The 16,790-nt window shown below is 69.6% G+C and carries 13 protein-coding genes; 7 read left to right on the forward strand and 6 right to left on the reverse strand.

Annotation, left to right across the window (positions count from 1 at the left end):
* Positions 1-36: 36 nt before the first annotated feature.
* From BR31_RS0117580 to ggh, 3 genes are all read right to left on the reverse strand, one after another.
* A complete protein-coding gene (locus BR31_RS0117580; RefSeq protein WP_027502122.1) occupies positions 37-780 on the reverse strand; it encodes a glycoside hydrolase family 25 protein in 744 nt (247 codons plus the stop codon).
* Positions 781-854: 74 nt separating this feature from the next.
* Positions 855-1,730 (reverse strand): TIGR03619 family F420-dependent LLM class oxidoreductase, encoded by an 876-nt coding sequence (locus tag BR31_RS0117585; protein WP_027502123.1) that lies wholly within the window; start codon positions 1,728-1,730, stop codon positions 855-857.
* A gap of 106 nt (positions 1,731-1,836) precedes the next feature.
* The gene (ggh, locus tag BR31_RS0117590; RefSeq protein WP_027502124.1) at positions 1,837-3,177 is read right to left on the reverse strand and encodes a glucosylglycerate hydrolase; all 1,341 of its coding nucleotides are present in this window, start codon (positions 3,175-3,177) and stop codon (positions 1,837-1,839) included.
* 224 nt (positions 3,178-3,401) lie between these two features.
* On the opposite strand from ggh, the gene BR31_RS0117595 reads away from it, so the two are divergent.
* Positions 3,402-4,889: an MDR family MFS transporter gene (locus BR31_RS0117595; RefSeq protein WP_027502125.1), complete on the forward strand. Its 1,488-nt coding sequence runs from the start codon at positions 3,402-3,404 to the stop codon at positions 4,887-4,889.
* A 46-nt stretch (positions 4,890-4,935) separates the two neighbouring features.
* On the opposite strand, the gene BR31_RS0117600 is transcribed toward BR31_RS0117595, so the two are convergent.
* The 3 genes from BR31_RS0117600 to BR31_RS0117610 all read right to left on the reverse strand — a co-directional run bounded on the left by BR31_RS0117600 (position 4,936) and on the right by BR31_RS0117610 (position 8,414).
* Complete coding sequence (locus BR31_RS0117600; protein WP_027502126.1) at positions 4,936-6,435, reverse strand: aldehyde dehydrogenase family protein; 1,500 nt, start codon at positions 6,433-6,435, stop codon at positions 4,936-4,938.
* 35 nt (positions 6,436-6,470) lie between these two features.
* Entirely contained in the window at positions 6,471-8,108 is a 1,638-nt protein-coding gene (locus BR31_RS0117605; protein ID WP_231496541.1) for a GMC family oxidoreductase, read from the reverse strand.
* 93 nt (positions 8,109-8,201) lie between these two features.
* Positions 8,202-8,414, reverse strand: a complete 213-nt coding sequence (locus BR31_RS0117610; RefSeq protein ID WP_027502128.1) for a TOBE domain-containing protein — start codon at positions 8,412-8,414, stop codon at positions 8,202-8,204.
* Between the two features lie 216 nt (positions 8,415-8,630).
* Between BR31_RS0117610 and BR31_RS0117615 the strand changes: the two genes are divergently transcribed.
* From BR31_RS0117615 to BR31_RS0117640, 6 genes are all read left to right on the forward strand, one after another.
* A complete protein-coding gene (locus BR31_RS0117615) occupies positions 8,631-12,866 on the forward strand; it encodes a bifunctional nitrate reductase/sulfite reductase flavoprotein subunit alpha (protein WP_027502129.1) in 4,236 nt (1,411 codons plus the stop codon).
* A gap of 87 nt (positions 12,867-12,953) precedes the next feature.
* Complete coding sequence (locus BR31_RS0117620) at positions 12,954-13,541, forward strand: molybdopterin-binding protein (protein ID WP_027502130.1); 588 nt, start codon at positions 12,954-12,956, stop codon at positions 13,539-13,541.
* 56 nt (positions 13,542-13,597) lie between these two features.
* Entirely contained in the window at positions 13,598-14,002 is a 405-nt protein-coding gene (locus tag BR31_RS0117625; protein ID WP_027502131.1) for a TOBE domain-containing protein, read from the forward strand.
* Entirely contained in the window at positions 13,999-14,820 is an 822-nt protein-coding gene (gene modA, locus BR31_RS0117630) for a molybdate ABC transporter substrate-binding protein (protein ID WP_269321356.1), read from the forward strand. The genes BR31_RS0117625 and modA overlap by 4 nt, the downstream gene beginning before the upstream one ends.
* Positions 14,821-14,843: 23 nt before the next feature.
* The gene (locus BR31_RS0117635) at positions 14,844-15,656 is read left to right on the forward strand and encodes an ABC transporter permease (protein ID WP_027502133.1); all 813 of its coding nucleotides are present in this window, start codon (positions 14,844-14,846) and stop codon (positions 15,654-15,656) included.
* Positions 15,653-16,774 (forward strand): sulfate/molybdate ABC transporter ATP-binding protein, encoded by a 1,122-nt coding sequence (locus BR31_RS0117640; RefSeq protein ID WP_081830552.1) that lies wholly within the window; start codon positions 15,653-15,655, stop codon positions 16,772-16,774. The genes BR31_RS0117635 and BR31_RS0117640 overlap by 4 nt, the downstream gene beginning before the upstream one ends.
* Positions 16,775-16,790 lie beyond the last annotated feature (16 nt).

Here is a 16,790-nt window from a genome sequence, read left to right on the forward strand (position 1 = left end):
CGCCGATCTCGCTAGGCGGATGGCCGATTCGTGACCTCAGGAACCGAACGGGTTCGCGGAGCTGCCGAAGTCGCCGAGGCCACCGCCGTAGACGTTGAGGTCGACGTTGCCGTTCACGCCGGGGATCCGGCCAGTGCTGGTGTACTGCCAGAACGTCCAGTGCCGCCAGCCGCCGGGCAGCGGGCCGGGCTCGTTCCTGCCGTTGTAGTCGGCGATCCAGAGCGGGTAGTTGGAGAACTCGGTGGTGTTCGCCATCGCGGTGCGCCAGAAGTTCGGGTACGTGTAGATGATCGGCTGCTTGCCGGTGAGCGCCTGCACGGAGTTGAGGTAGCGGCGCGTCCAGTCGATCACCGCGGCGGGCGGCAGGCCCTTGGCGTCCTCGATGTCGAGCACCGGCGGCAGTCCGTCGCCCCCGATCACGGGGAACGAGGTCGAGGCGAAGAACGCGGCCTGCGCCTCGGGCGACTGCCGGACGTCGGCGTAGTGGTAAGCGCCGCGGTTCATCCCGGCCGCGCGCATGCCGATCCCGTCCTGCACGAAGAACGGGTTGACGTACCAGAGTCCCTCGGTGGCCTTGACCATCGCGAACTCGTGGCCGGAGGCGCGGACGGCGAACCAGTCGATGCCCGACCCGCCCGGGTGTTGCCACGAGGCGACGTCGGGACCGTTGATCGGTTCGGCGCCCGCGGTGCCAGGCACGGCGAAGGCGAGGGCACCGGCCAGCAGCACCGGGACCAGGCGGGTGACGGCTCGGACACGCTTACGACTCGACGACGTCATCGCCCGAGACTAAACCGATATTTCGGACACGACCACGAAACCGAGGATGAACTTTTGGCGTCGGATCGCGCGTGTCACCCGCACTTCGACATCACGGTCTCGGCATAGCCCCTCAGGGCTGCGACCTTCGCGTCCAGCGGCTCCGTGTCCTGCGCGACGCTGTAGGGGTCGCGGAAGCCGACGATCACGTCCGTCACGCCCTTGTCCTCGAGTCGCCTGATCCCGTCGACCGTATAGGCCTGCGGCGAGATCACGTGGATCTCGAACGGGCTGGTCTCCTTGCCCTCCTCCTTGCGCATCCGCTGCAGCTTCGCGAGCAGGACGTCCAGTTCCTCGTCACCCCCGCCCGCGTGCATCCACCCGTCGCCCCTGACCACCGCCCGCCGGAGCGCGGCGTCGCTGTGGCCGCCGACGAGGATCGGGATGGGCTCGCTCGGCACCGGGCTCAGCTTGATCGCGGGCAGGTCGAAGATCTCGCCGTGGTACTCGAAGTAGTCACCGCTCACCAGACCGCGAAGGATGTCGATCGCCTCGTTCGTCCGCTTGCCGCGCCGCTCCCACGGCACGCCGAGCACCTCGAAATCGTCCGGCCACGGGCTCAGTCCGATGCCGAGGCTCAGCCGGTTGTTGATCATGTAGGCCACCGAGGTGGCCTGCTTGGCGACGAGGACAGGGGGACGGATGGGCAGCTTCAGCACGAACGTGGTGAAGCGCAGCGTGGTCGTCGCCATCCCGAGCGCGGTGGCGAGGACGAACGCCTCGACGAACGCCTTGTTCTCGAGGAACTCCCGGCTCCCGTCGGGCGTGTACGGATAGACCGAATCGGATTCCTTCGGGTAGCAGAGGCTGTCCGCGATCGACATCCCGTGATAGCCGGCTTCCTCCGCCGCCTGCGCGAGCGGCACATAGAAGGCCGGGTCGGTCATGGCCTCGGCATAGGTGAATCGCACTGCCCTGCTCCTTCGGTCCGGTGTGGTCTACGTCATACCTGACCCGATGCACCCGGGGTACCGGATCCCGACTTCCCGCCCAGCGAGACGAAATCCGCGAATGGGCTCAGCCCAGCCAGTCCAGTACCGAGGCCGCGGTCCAGGACTGCTGCATGCTGCCAAGCGGCGCGCCGGTGAACGGCTCGTAGTACTCGGCGAAGCTGCCGTCGGCGGCCTGCCGCAGGCCCTCCGCCCGCAGGTGCCTGGCCCGCTCGGCCCACCCGCGGCGGGCGAACGCCCAGGAGAACAGCCAAGTCATGACGGGCCACACCGGGCCGCGCCAGTACTCGCGCGGCCGGAAGTCGCCCGAGACCGGCGAGGTCGACGGCGGCACCGCGTATCGAAGATCCGGATGCCCGCAGAACCGCGGTCCCTCGAAGATCCGCACCAGAGCGCGCTCGGCGTCGCGGTCCAGCCCGCCGCACAGCAGCGGGGCGAACATCGCGAGGGTCTCGGTGGGGATCCAGCGCCCTGACCGCAGGTCGAAGTCGCGGGCGGCGCCCGAACGCGGGTCCGTGGTCGCGATGGTGCCGCGCTGGAACTTCTCGGCCCAGTACCGCAGGTCCCGGACGTCGGACTTCGGCGCCGAATGCTCCTCGCCGATCGTCGCGAGAACGTCGCAGGCGAGCGAGAACACGGCGCTGACGAACACGTCCTCGACGGCGAAGCTCATCGTGGACGCCAGCTCGGCGTCGTCGTAGCGAGCCAGCTTCATCTCCTCGAGCAGCCACAGGTAGCGGTCGTATTCGGCGTTCGACGGCCGCTGCGTCGGGTCGGAGATGATCGCGGTGTCCTCGCGCAGGTACGGCGGCACCGAACCGGGGATGACGTTGGCGTACGCGGCATCCCAGCGCGGTGAGTTGTCCATCCCGGACTCCCAGCCGTGGTACAGGCTGATCCGCCCGTTGTCCTTCGGGTCGCGGGCGGTCGCGAGCCACCGGTGCCAGCGCACCAGATCGCCCCAGCGCCGGTCGAGGAACTCCTCGGCCACCGCCCTGGTGCTGCGGCCGTGCCTACGGGAGTGGTCGAGGATCCGCTGGACCGCGATCGCGTGCACCGGTGGCTGCGTGATGCCGGAGGTCTGCGGGACGACGGGGGCCGTCGCCGCCAGCTCGCCGCAGGCCCAGCGCGCGGGTCCGGGGAAGTACCCGTCGACCCCGTTCGCGAACACGATGTGCGGGATCATCCCGTTGCCCCACTGGGCGGACAGCAGCGTGTCCAGCTCGACGACGGCCCGCTCCACGCTCAGCGGCGCCAGCCCGACCGCGACGAACGCGGCGTCCCAGCTCCACATGTGCGGGTACAGCCGTGGGGCAGCACTGGTCATGGTGCCCAGGTCGTTGCCGCGTAGCAGGTACGCTGCCCGGGCCGCGAGCTGCGTCGGGATGAATCCGGGATCGGCGGCCATCGTCCTAGTTTGCGTCCGCCGCGCCGATTACGCCCGCCGGGGTGACCTCGATCCCGAATTCGATTCACCCGTCCGCGCCCGCACCGGGTGATCGGCTTCGCGAGGCGGCGGCCCGAAAATTGAGTGGCAGGCAGCGTAAGAGACCAGTAGGTTCGATAACCATCCCCACCCTGTCCCGTCGGCCGCCGGCGTGACCCCTGTTCCCACCATCCGAAAGGTCCACCGTGACCGAGTCCACCCGTCTCGAGACCGACGGGGTCGCCGACGCAGGCGACCGAATCGAACGGCGCCACCTCCAGGTGATCGGTGTCCTGCTGGTAGCCAGCTTCGTGGTGATCCTCAACGAGACGGTGATGTCCATCGCCATCCCCGTCCTGCAGGTCGAATTGGGCGTACCGCCGAGCGTGGGGCAGTGGCTCACGACCGCGTTCATGCTCACGATGGCGGTGATCATCCCGCTCACCGGCTATCTCATCCAGCGCATCCCCACCCGCACCCTGTTCACGCTCGCCATGTCGCTGTTCACGGCGGGAACACTCATCGCGTTCGCCGCACCCGGCTTCGGTGTGCTGCTGATCGCCCGCATCGTGCAGGCGTCGGGGACGGCCATCATGCTGCCGCTGTTGATGACGACGATCATGACGCTGGTACCGCCCGCTCGCCGGGGGGCGATGATGGGCAACATCTCCATCGTGATCGCGGTGGCGCCTGCCCTCGGGCCCACCGTGTCGGGCTTCATCCTCGACCACTTCGGGTGGCGCTGGATCTTCGGATTCGTGGCCCCGTTCGCGTTGGTGACCCTGGTCGTCGGCGCACGTTTCCTCGTGTCGGTGTCCGAGACGACGACGGCGCGCATCGATCTCTTGTCGGTCCCACTCGCGGTACTCGGATTCGGTGGCCTCGTTTACGGCCTGGTGAGCATCGGCGAATCGGCGCAGGGATCCTCGACGACCCCGGTGTGGTTGCCGTTCCTCATCGGTGCGGCCGCGATGTTCGGCTTCATCGCCCGACAGACCAGGCTGCAACGCGAGGATCGCGCCCTGCTGGACCTGCGCGTGTTCGGATCCCGCCAGTTCACCATCTCCGTCGTCGCGATGCTGGTCGGCATGGGAACGATGATGGGCACCTTCATCATCGTTCCGTACTTCGCGCAGTCGGTGATTCACCTCGACCCGTTCGAAACGGGTCTCATCACCCTGCCCGGCGGCCTCCTCATGGGTCTCGCCGGACCGATCGTGGGCCGCGTCTACGACAAGCGGGGCCCGGTCGTGCTGGTCATCCCCGGATCGATCCTCGTCAGCGTCGGTGTGTGGATGCTGACGGCGGTGAGCACCTCGACCTCGCTGTGGTGGCTGCTGTTGTCGAACATGGCGCTGTGCCTTGGTCTGGCGGCGACGTTCACACCGCTGATGACATCGGGATTGGGATCGGTGGCCCCGCACCTCTACGCGCACGGTTCGGCGGTGGTCGGCACCTTCCAGCAGGTTGCCGGTGCCGCGGGCACGGCCCTGTTCGTCACGGTGATGACGGTGGTGTCCTCACGATCCGGTGATGCTGCCGATTCGCCCGACGCCATCGTCGAGGGTGTGCGGGCGGTGTTCCTCGTCGCCGGGATCCTGTCGTTCGTGCTCATCGCGGCATGCCTTTTCGTCCGCAAGCCGGCGGACTCGGCGGAACCGGCAGGCGACGCAACTGTGGACGTACCCGCCTAGCGCCCCTGGAGGGGTGACCCTTCAGGGGCGCGAACGGCGGTTCGTCTCACCCGCGTCCGTGCCGCAGCGTCACGATTGTGGTGAGGATCTTGTCGGTCTTGGCGGTGCGGGTGAAGCTGGTCAGCGCCATCAACGCAGGCATCCGCCTGCGGGCGACGGCCTTGGAGTAGGTGAACTCCTTGAGCCCGTCCGGGCCGTGGATCCGGCCGAAGCCGGACTGACCGACCCCGCCGAACGGCAGCGACGGGATCGCCGCGAACGCGATCACCGAGTTCACCGCCGTCATCCCCGACCGGATCCGGCGGGCGAGCTCGGTGCCGCGGCGCTTGCTGAACACCGCCGAGCCCAGTCCGTAGCGCGAGGCGTTGGTGCGCTCGATCGCCTCGTCCATGTCGCGAACCCGCGCGACCGTCAGCGTCGGGCCGAAGGTCTCCTCGGTGACCGCGATCGAGTCCTCGGGGACATCGACGAGGACGGTCGGCTGAACCAGCCTGTCTCCCACCGAGTCCGGGCCTCCGACCACCGCGCGGCCGCCCCGCTCGATGGCGTCGAGCACGTGGCTGCGCACCACGCCTGACTGGGTCGGCATGGTCATCGGGCCGATCTTCGCCTCGGGATCGGTGCCCGCCCGCACGCCCTCGGCGAGCGCGACGAGCTTGGCCAGGAACGGCTCGTACACGCGCTCGTGCACGTACACCCGCTCGGTGCCGACACAGGTCTGTCCCGCGTTCGACATTCCGCTCCACAGCGCCGCGTCAGCGGCGGCGTCGAGGTCCGCATCGGCATCCACCAGCAGCGCGTCCTTGCCGCCCGCCTCGATGACCACCGGCGTGAGGGTGTCCGCGCAGGCTGCCATCACCTTCTTGCCGGTCGCGGTCGATCCGGTGAACGCGAGCTTGTCGACGCCGGAGCGGCACAGCGCCTCCCCGGTCGGCCCGAGACCCGTGACCAGTTGCAACACGGGATGATCCGGCACCACCTGGGTGAAGGCGTCGACGAGCCAGGCCCCCACGCCGGGGGTGAACTCGCTGGGCTTGAAGACCACCGCGTTGCCTGCCGCGAGCGCGTAGGCGATCGAGCCCATCGGCGTGAACGCGGGATAGTTCCACGGCCCGATCACGCCGACCACCCCGAGCGGGAGGTACTCCACGCTCGCGGCATGGTCGATCATCTCCAGCCCCGAGGGAACCCGCTTGCGCCCCAGCACCTTCGGCGCGTTCTTGGCCGCCCAGGCGAGATGGCCGATCGCCATGACGGCCTCGAGCTGGGCGTCGGAATGCGGCTTGCCTGTCTCGGCGTGCATCACCTCGGCCAGCTGGGCGATCCGGCGGGTGAGCACTCCGGCCCACGCGTCCAGGTGGGTCCGGCGCTGCGCAAAGCTGAGCCCGGACCACCACTTCGCCGCGACCCGCGCGCGCTCGACCGTCTCGGCCACCGCCGCCGCATCCTGAATGGGATAGGTGCCGACGACCTCGCCGGTCCCTGGATCCAGCGAGTCGAAGGTGGCTCCCGCATCGGTGGTGGGGCCGGTCTCGAGCGTGGTCATGGCATGTCCTCGAATCTGGTTGTCGTCAGCGGTGGTCATCGTGGTCCCGGCGTGCCGATCGGGGGCTTGCCGAGGATCAGGTCCGCGGCCTTCTCGGCGATCATGATGGTGGGGGCGTTGGTGTTTCCGCGAGGCACTGTCGGCATCACGGAGGCATCGACCACCCGCAGGCCCTCGACCCCGCGCACGCGCAGCTGCGAATCCACCACGGCGTCCTCGCCGTCGCCCATCGAACAGGTGCCGACGGGGTGGTAGAGGGTCTGACACCAGGCGCGGATGTGGTCGGCGAGCTCGCGGTCGCTGTCCATCCTGATCGGCAGACTCGGCCCGTCGAGAAACGCCGCGATCGCGGACTCACCGGCGATGTCGACGGCGCGCCTGCAGCCGGCCAGCATCGCATCCATGTCGACCTGCTCCTCGAAGTAGGCGGGATCCATCTCCGGCCGCCACAGCGGATCCGCCGAACGAAGCCGCAGTCGGCCGCGGCTGGCGACGTCGACAAGGGTGACCCCGGCCGTGAACCGCTTGCCCACCGGTTCCCGGAGGCCGTTGTCGTAGAAGCCCGACGCCGCCACCAGGATCTGCAGGTCCGGAGCCGGGAGGCCGTCGCGGCTGGCGAAGAAGGCGCCGCCCTCGCCGACATTGGACGCCAGCGGTCCGCGGCCGGTGGCCTGCCATTGCGCGAGCCGCAGCGGGGTGGAGAAGTCGGCCAGGTCGGTGGTGTTCCTCGTGTTCCAGAGCATCGGGGTGACCGGGTGGTCCCGCAGGTTCTCGCCGACCCCCGGCAGTGCGACCGCCACGTCGATGCCCAGTTCGCGCAGGTGCTCGGCAGGGCCGATGCCGGAGAGCATCAGCAGCTGCGGGCTGTTGATGGCCCCGCCGCTGAGGATCACCTCGACGGATGCGTGGGCGGTGCCCTCGACACCGCCCTGCAGGTATCGGACGCCGACGGCACGGTCTCCGCGCAGCAGCACCCGGGTGGTGTGGGCGCCGGTGCGCACGGTGAGGTTCGGCCGCCCGAGGGCGGGCCTCAGGTAGCCGTCGGCCGTTGACCAGCGCCTGCCCTTGTGGCAGGTGACCTGGTATCGGCCGGCCCCCTCCTGTTCGGCGCCGTTGAAGTCGTCGGTCGGCTTGATCCCCGCCGACACCGCGGCGGCGACCCAGGCGTCGGTCAGCTCGTGCGTGTATCGGCGGTCTTCCACCCGGAGCGGACCGTCGCTGCCGTGATACTGGCCCGACAGGCGCGAATTATGTTCCGCGCGAACGAAGTAGGGCAGCACATCCTGGTATCCCCAGCCCTGCGCGCCGTGCTCGTCGCGCCAGCCGTCGTAGTCGGCGCGGTTGCCGCGTATGTAGATCATCGCGTTCATCGACGAGCAGCCGCCGAGCGCCTTCATCCGCGGCCAGTACGCGCGGCGCTCGTCCAGGTGCTTCTGCGGGGTGGTCTCGTAGTTCCAATCCCACTTGGTCTTGAACAGGGTCGGGAAGGCTGCCGGGATCTTGATCTCGTCGGCGTCGTCCTCGCCGCCTGCCTCGAGCAGCAGCACCGAGACGCCCGGGTCCTCGGTCAAGCGGGCCGCAAGAACGCATCCGGCGCTGCCGGCCCCGACGATGACGTAGTTGAACACGTCTTGTTTCAACGCAGCCTGCTCCGACGCGGTTTCTCCAGCCACGGGTGCTCCTCGACCTCGGTCGTGCCGCCGCGATGTGACGGGCGTCTCATCGCACCGCCCAGTCTAGGAACACCTCGGCGCCACCACAGCCGTTCACTCGACGGCGAGCATGACCTCGGTCGACTTCACGAGAACGGTCGTCGGCACCCCCGGCGCGAGGCCCAGCTCCTCGACGGCCTCCTTGGTGATGGACGCGGTCACGATCTGCTCGCCCCCGTCGAGCCGCACCTTCACGGTCGCCATCACGGCGCCCACGGTGACCTCGGTGACGACCCCGGTCAGCTGGTTGCGGGTGGACAGACGCATGGACGGCCTCCTGGTCGACGGGATGACGGACGCCACGCTACCGAAGGCGGCACAGGTCGCGGCACACACGAAACCGCATCGGCGGAGAGAACTAGTTCATGTATCGGCAACAGCGGAGTCCATTCCGCGAAATACCCGCGGATGAAGATTTTCATGCGACCCGCGGCGGTCGCCTGACCGGGTGCCTGGCACCGACTGTGACCGGAAGGAGGGGCGGTGGCGGAGCAACAGGCTGGCGCCGTGGTCAAGACGGTGTGCGCGTACTGCGGGGTCGGGTGCGGCATGACCTTCGACGTCCGCCTCGACAGCAGTACCGGACTCCGCCTCGTCGCCAAGGCCGCCGGGGACAAGTCGCATCCGACCAACTCAGGGCGCCTGTGCACCAAGGGCGCCACGACGGCCGACATGCTCGCCGCAGGCGGGCGCATGGACACCGCCCAGGTCCGCCCTGCACGGGGCGAGCCGCCGCAGCCCCGCGAGGTCGACACCGCGATCAGCGAGACGGCGGCGCGCCTGCGGTCCATCGTCTACGAACACGGCCCAGATGCGGTGGCGCTGTACGTCTCCGGCCAGATGTCGCTCGAGGCACAGTATTTGGCCAACAAGCTCACCAAGGGCTTCATCGGCACCAACCAGATCGAATCGAATTCCCGGCTGTGCATGGCCAGCGCGGGCAGCGGCTACAAGCTGTCCCTCGGCGCGGACGGCCCGCCCGGCTCCTATCAAGACTTCGACCATGCGGACGTCTTCTTCGTGATCGGGGCCAACATGGCCGACTGCCACCCCATCCTGTTCCTGCGACTGATGGACCGGGTGAAGGCGGGGGCGAAACTCATCGTCGTCGACCCGCGGCGCACCACAACCGCCGAGAAAGCCGATCTGTTCATGCAGATCAAGCCGGGAACCGACCTCGCGCTGCTCAACGGTCTGCTGCACCTGCTCATCGCGAACGGGCACACCGACCAGCAGTTCATCAACGAGTTCACCGAGGGCTGGGAGGTGATGCCGAGCTTCCTCGACGACTACTCGCCGCAGCGGGTCAGCGAGATCACCGGCATCCCCGAGGACCGGATCCGCCAGGCCGCCGAATGGATCGGATCCGCGCGGAACTGGATGAGCTGCTGGACGATGGGGCTGAACCAGAGCACCCACGGCACCTGGAACACCAACGCGCTCTGCAACCTTCACCTGGCCACGGGTGCGATCTGTGAGCCCGGAAGCGGCCCGTTCTCGCTGACCGGCCAGCCCAACGCCATGGGCGGACGCGAGATGGGGTACATGGGGCCCGGCCTGCCAGGGCAACGCTCGGTGATCTCCGACGCCGACCGGGAGTTCGTGGAGGACCGGTGGCGCATCCCGAGGGGGTCGCTGCGGACGGAGGTCGGCGGCGGCACCATCGAGATGTTCGGGCGGATGGCAGCGGGCGAGATCAAGGCGTGCTGGATCATCTGCACGAATCCCGTTGCCACGGTGGCCAATCGGAAGACCGTCATCGAGGGCCTCGAGGCCGCCGAGCTGGTGATCGCGCAGGACGCCTTCCTCGAGACCGAGACCAACGACTACGCGGACATCCTGCTGCCCGCGGCGCTGTGGGCCGAGTCCGACGGCGTGATGGTCAACTCCGAGCGGAACCTGACGCTGTTCCGGCAGGCCCTCGATCCCGTCGGCCAGTCCATGCCGGACTGGCAGATCATCGCGCGGGTGGCCTGCGAGATGGGTTACGCGGAGGCCTTCACCTACGGCTCGGCCGAGGAGGTCTTCGAGGAGATCAAGGGGTTCTGGAACCCCAAGACCGGCTACGACCTGCGGGGTGTCAGCTACGACCGGCTCCGCGAGACACCGGTCCAGTGGCCCGCTCCGCCCGGCCGCGAGGAGGACCGCAACCCCGTCCGCTACCTCAACGACGGGGTCAGCCAGACGCTGTTGGTACGTGAGGACGGAACCACACCGCGGCTGGCCTTCCCGACCACGACCGGGCGGGCGGTGTTCTTCGCCCGCCCCCACATCGAGCCGTCGGAGATGCCCGACGACGACTACCCGATCCTGCTGAACACCGGCAGGCTCCCGCACCAGTGGCACACGATGACCAAGACCGGCAAGGTCGCCAAGCTGAACAAGCTCAACCCCGGGCCGTTCGTCGAGATCCATCCCGAGGACGCGGACCGGCTCGGGATCGCGGAGGGGGACCGGGTCGAGGTCGCCTCCCGACGCGGCCGCGCCGTGCTGCCCGCCGTGGTGACCGACAGGGTCCGGCCGGGGAACTGCTTCGCCCCGTTCCACTGGAACGACGCATTCGGCGAGTACCTCAGCATCAACGCGGTCACCAACGACGCGATCGATCCCATCTCCCAGCAACCCGAGTTCAAGGCCTGCGCCGTGACCCTCACCCGCGTGTCCACGAGCGCCGACGACGAATCGCCGCTCGTGGTCGCCGATGATCCGAGCCCCGAGCCCGCGGCACCCCGCACGGAGGAATCAACCTTGCCCCAGGTCGACACGCTCGCCCGCATCCTCGGGTTGGACGCGGAGCCCGCAGCCGCGTTCGGTGCCCTCGAGCGTCGGTATCTCGCGGGCATGCTCACGGCCCTCGGCTCCGACGGGGCCCGCCGCGCACCCGGCGTGCCGACGCTGCCCGCCGGCGCGCCCTTCGAGCCGGAGAACCGGGCGTGGATCGACGGGCTCCTGGCCGGGATGTTCTCGCGCAGTGCGGTTCCCGGCGGCCTGGCGACCGAACTTCCCCGGGCCGAGGCCCGACCCGCACCGGCGCCGCAGGAGGGCACCGCCCCCGAACCCGAACGCCCGCCGGTCGTGATCCTCTGGGCCTCCCAGACCGGAACGGCGGAGGAGTTCGCCACCGCCTGTGCCGCGCAGGTGACCGCGGCGGGCCACCCGGCCTCGCTGCACGGCATGGACGAGTACGACCTCAGCACGCTCCCCGAGGTCCGCGAGCTGCTGCTGATCACCAGCACGGCGGGCGACGGGGATCCGCCGGACAACGGCAGCGGACTGTGGGCGACGCTCACCGCGGCGGGCGCCCCGCCGATGGCGCAGACGCGCTTCTCGGTGCTCGCCTTCGGGGACCCGAGCTATGACGACTTCTGCGGACACGGCCGCAAGCTCGACGCCAGGATGGCGGAGCTGGGCGCGACCCGGATCGCTCCGCGGGTGGACTGCGAACCCGACTACGAGGACTCGGCCGCGGCCTGGCTCGACACCGTGCTGACCGCCCTGTCGGTCCGCGAGCGGAGCCTGGTCACCGTCGGTGCGCCCGCGCCCGCGCCCGCGCCGGCACCGGCGGTGGCTCCCGCGCCACGGGTGCAACCGGAGATAGCCCCCTTCGGGAAGAAGAACCCGCTGCTGACGACGCTGGTCAAGAACGTCGCGCTCAGCGGCGCCGGATCATCGAAGGATGTGCGGCAGTTCGCCTTTGACACCTCCGATCCCGACTTCGCCTACAACGCGGGCGACGCGCTCGGGGTGTGGCCACGCAACAGCGTGCAGTTGGTCGACGAGTGGCTGGCGGTGACCGGCTCGCGCGGCGAATCCGTGGTGGACGTTCCCCGATACGGGGAGATGTCGTTGCGGACCGCGCTGACCGAACGACTCGAGATAGCCCGGATCACCCCGGATCTGCTCCGCTTCGTATCCGAGCGCACCCGGGACGAGAACCTCGGCGCCCTGCTCCAGCCCGAGAACAAGGCCGACCTCGAGCGGTGGATCTGGCGGCGTCAATCGGTCGACGTGCTCGCCGAGCTACCCACCCGCGCCGACCCGGACGAGTGGCTCACCGCACTCAAACCCCTTCAGCCGCGACTCTATTCGATCTCCTCGAGCGCCAAGCACAACCCCGACGAGGTCCAGCTCACCGTCTCCGCGGTGCGCTTCGAGGTCGCGGGCGCCGCGCGCAGGGGAGTGTGCTCGACGTTCCTCGCCGATCACGCGCAGGGCAGGCAGATCGGCATCTACGTGCAGAAGTCGAGCCACTTCCGGCCGCCGAGCGGTTCCGATACGCCGATGATCATGGTGGGCCCCGGCACCGGCATCGCCCCGTTCCGCGGTTTCCTGCACGAGCGCCGCGCGCTCGGGCATTCCGGACCGAACTGGCTGTTCTTCGGCGAGCAGCACGCCGCGACCGACTTCTACTACCGCGACGAGATCGAGTCGATGCACCGGGACGGCTTCCTCACCGAGCTCGAGCTGGCGTTCTCGCGCGATCAGGAACAGAAGGTCTACGTCCAGGACCGGATGCGCGAGCGCGGTGCGCAGCTGTGGGACTGGCTCCAGAACGGCGCCCATTTCTACGTGTGCGGGGATGCGAGCCGGATGGCCAAGGACGTGGACCTGGCCCTGGTCGAGATAGCCGGGGAACACGGGCGCCTCGACCCGGATGAGGCGAAGGCCTACGTGCGGTCCCTGGCGGCCGACAAGAGGTACGTGCGCGATGTCTACTGACCCCTCGGCCATGCCGCCTCTATCGGAACCGCAGTTGCGGGAAATCTGGTATCGAATCAACGCAAATTCTGTTCTAGAGTTCATGATATGACGCGAACGCGGAACCATATCTGCTCTGCTCTGCTCCTGGTGGGCGTCGCGCTCGTCGGCTCCAGCTGCTCGTCCGACGACCGCGTGGTCGTCGTATCCGCCGCGGCGGGGCCGGTTTCCTCCGCGTCCGTCGCCACCGAGATGGCTGCGGGGCAGCCGGCCGGCGTCAGGGTCGTCGTCGGTGCCGTCAGGGAACCGGTCACGTTGACCGCCGAGTGGTTGCGGTCCTTCCCCGCCCAGACCCAGGCGGTGGAGTTCGACAGCAGCAAGGGCAGGCAGTCGCACGTCTACGACGGTGCCGCCCTCGCCGACGTCCTGAACGGCCTCGGCGTCGTCACCGACCCCAGCGCGAAGAATGCGGCCCTGCGGTTGGCCGTGCTCGCCACGGGCTCCGACGGGTACCGCGCAGCCGTCTCCTGGGGCGAGTTCGCCCCGGATTTCGCCGCGACGCCGGTACTCGTGGCCCATACCGAGGACGGTCGTCCCCTGGAGCAGCCACGGCTGGTGGTCCCCGGCGACGCCAAGGGCGGCCGCTACGTGAGCGGACTGACCGAGCTACGGGTGGTCGACCTCGGCATGAACTGACCATCACACTCTCGACTATCGACGGCATCGAAAGCCGTTCCAACGGAAGGATTCACGTGTCGTCCATACGGATCAAGGACGCGGCCGCGCTGCTCGGGGTCAGCGATGACACCGTCCGTCGCTGGATCGACGGTGGCAGTCTCGCCGCCTCCAAGGACGAGTCCGGTCGCAAGGTCATCGACGGCAAGGCCCTCGCCGATTTCGCCCGCGAGCACGCGACGCCCCCGCCGGACCCGCTCGGGGTCGGCAGCTCAGCCCGCAACCGCCTCGTCGGCCTGGTCACCAAGGTGACCGCCGACAAGGTGATGGCCGAGGTGCAGATGCAGTGCGGCCCCTTCACCGTCGTCTCCCTGATGAGCAGTGAATCCGCGGCCGAACTCGGGCTCGAGCCCGGGAAGGTCGCAGTAGCGGTTGTCAAGGCGACCACTGTGATCGTCGAAACCCCAGGAGGAATGTCGTGACCCGCACTTCCCGCGCGAGGCGCATAGGCCCGACGGCCGCGGCGCTCGCCGCGCTGACGGCCGCCACCCTCGTCGCCGGCTGCTCGAGCTCGGACTCCGAGCCGGCCGGGGACACCACCACGTCCGCGGCGGCCGCCCCGGTCAGCGGCGACATCACCGTCTTCGCCGCGGCCTCGCTGAAGAAGACGTTCACCGAGCTCGGTGAGAAGTTCGAGGCCGAGCACCCCGGCACCAACGTCGAGTTCAGCTTCGCCGGCTCGTCCGACCTGGTCGCCCAGCTCACCCAGGGCGCGCCCGCGGACGTGTTCGCCTCCGCCGACACCAAGAACATGACCAAGGCCGTCGACGCCGGGCTCACCGCCACCGACCCGGTGAACTTCGCGACCAATACGCTCACCATCGTGACCCCGCCCGGCAACCCGAAGAACATCGCCACCTTCGCCGACCTCGCGAACCCGGGCAACCAGGTGGTGGTGTGCGCGCCGCAGGTGCCGTGCGGAGCGGCGACCCAGAAGATCGAGGAGTCGACCGGCACCGACATCACCCCGGTCAGCGAGGAGTCCTCGGTCACCGACGTGCTCGGGAAGGTCACCTCGGGGCAGGCGGACGCCGGGCTGGTCTACGTCACCGACGCGGCGGGCGCGGGTGCCGCCGTCACCACGGTCCCGTTCCCCGAGTCCTCGGGTGCCGTGAACACCTACCCGATCGCCGAGCTCAAGAGCTCCGAGAACAGCACCACCGCAGCCGAGTTCGTCGAACTCGTCACCGGCCCCACCGGCCGTCAGGTGCTCGCCGGGGCGGGATTCGCCGCACCGTGACCCCCATCGGGGCGCTCCGCACCGTGACCCGCTCCCGAGGGCCAGGGGGCGAGGTCGCCGTAGGACTGCCCCGATGGGTGTACCTCCCGGCCCTGCTGGGCGCCTGCTTTGTGATCTTGCCGCTGGTGGCGATGCTGCTGGAGATCGACTGGGCCCATTTCGTGCCGCTCGTCACCTCCGAATCATCGAGGGCCGCACTGCTGCTGAGCCTGCGGACCGCCACAGCGAGTACGGTGCTGTGCGTGCTCATCGGCGTCCCGATGGCGCTCGTCCTGGCCCGCAGCAGCTTCCCCGGCCAGTCGGTGCTGCGTTCGCTGGTATTGCTTCCGCTCGTGCTGCCGCCCGTCGTCGGCGGCATCGCGCTGCTCTACACCTTCGGCAGGCAGGGCCTGCTGGGGCATCAGCTCGAGGCGTTCGGGATCCGGATCGCGTTCACCACCACCGCGGTGGTCCTGGCGCAGACCTTCGTCGCGCTGCCGTTCCTCGTCGTCAGCCTCGAGGGCGCGCTGCGCACGGCAGGCAGTCGCTACGAGACCGTGGCCGCCACCCTCGGCGCCCGGCCGACCACCGTGCTGCGCCGGGTCACCCTCCCGCTCGTGCTGCCCGGCCTGATCTCCGGCGCCGTGCTGGCCTTCGCGCGCTCGCTCGGCGAGTTCGGCGCCACCCTCACCTTCGCGGGCTCGCTGCAGGGTGTCACCCGGACCCTGCCCCTGGAGATCTACCTGCAGCGCGAGACCGATCCGGAGGCCGCGGTTGCGCTGTCGCTGCTGCTCGTCCTTGTCGCGGCGCTGATCGTCATCGGCACCAGCAGGCGCCGGTCCGGCGGCGTGCTGTGAGCCGGGCAGGCGCGACCACGGAGCGGGCCGCCGGACACCGCGGGCTCCGGGTCCATGCCCGCCTCGACCATCGCGGCGTCGACCTCGACCTGGACCTGGACGGCGGGCACGTGCTCGCCGTCCTCGGCCCGAACGGCGCAGGCAAGTCGACGCTGCTCTCACTGATCGCAGGGCTCGTCCGGCCCGACCGGGGCCGCGTCGAGCTCGACGGACGGGTTCTCACCGACACGGCGTCGGGGACCTTCGTACCTGCACACGCGCGCGGCGTGGCGATGCTCTCGCAGCAGGCGTTGCTGTTCCCGCACCTGAGCGTCGCCGAGAACGTCGCGTTCGCGCCACGCAGCCGGGGCGAAACCCGTTCCGCGGCACGCGGGATCGCCGACCGATGGCTCCGCGAGGTGGAGGCCGAACCGCTCGCGGGCAGGCGGCCGTCGCAGCTGTCCGGGGGCCAGGCCCAGCGCGTCGCGATCGCCCGCGCCCTCGCCGCCGACCCGCAGCTGCTGCTGCTGGACGAACCCATGGCCGCCCTCGATGTCGGCTCGGCTCCCGCGGTGCGTCGACTGCTGCGCCGGATCCTGCGGGAGGAAGGGCGCACCGCCGTGCTCGTCACCCACGACCTGCTCGACGCCCTCGCGCTCGCCGACCACGTGATCGTCCTCGAGGCCGGTCGGATCGTCGAACGGGGGAGCGTGCGCGACGTGCTGACCTCGCCGCGGAGCGCCTTCGCCGCCCGGATGGCGGGGGTCAACCTGGTGTCCGGGACGATCGAGGAGCCGGGACTTCTCCGGACCTCTTGGGGCACAACGCTGTCCGGTATCGGCGAGACCGCGGTGGGGTCCGACGCCGTCGCCCTGTTCCGGCCGGGCGCGGTCGCCGTGCACCTCGAGCCGCCGCCGCACGCCAGCCCCCGCAACGTGATCGCGGTGACCATCGCGGAGCTGGACGTGCACGGGGCCACCGTCCGGGTCAGGGGCGCGGACCACCCCGACGGCAGCATCGGCCCCGCCGCCGACGTCACGGCGGCCGCGGTCGCCGACCTCGACCTCACCCCGGGACAACACGTCTACTTCGTGGTCAAGACCCAGGAACTGGAGCTGCATCCCGCACTGGCGCGCTGAATATCGGTCGCCGGAT

This window comes from Rhodococcus sp. UNC363MFTsu5.1, assembly GCF_000686785.1.
GTDB lineage: Bacteria > Actinomycetota > Actinomycetes > Mycobacteriales > Mycobacteriaceae > Rhodococcus_G > Rhodococcus_G maanshanensis.

Coding starts and splice junctions, on each gene's coding strand:
- BR31_RS0117600 (WP_027502126.1), bottom strand. CDS start 6,435: ATGACCACGCTCGAGACCGGCCCCACCACCGATGCGGGAGCCACCTTC.
- BR31_RS0117610 (WP_027502128.1), bottom strand. CDS start 8,414: ATGCGTCTGTCCACCCGCAACCAGCTGACCGGGGTCGTCACCGAGGTC.
- BR31_RS0117620 (WP_027502130.1), top strand. CDS start 12,954: ATGACGCGAACGCGGAACCATATCTGCTCTGCTCTGCTCCTGGTGGGC.
- BR31_RS0117580 (WP_027502122.1), bottom strand. CDS start 780: ATGACGTCGTCGAGTCGTAAGCGTGTCCGAGCCGTCACCCGCCTGGTC.
- ggh (WP_027502124.1), bottom strand. CDS start 3,177: ATGGCCGCCGATCCCGGATTCATCCCGACGCAGCTCGCGGCCCGGGCA.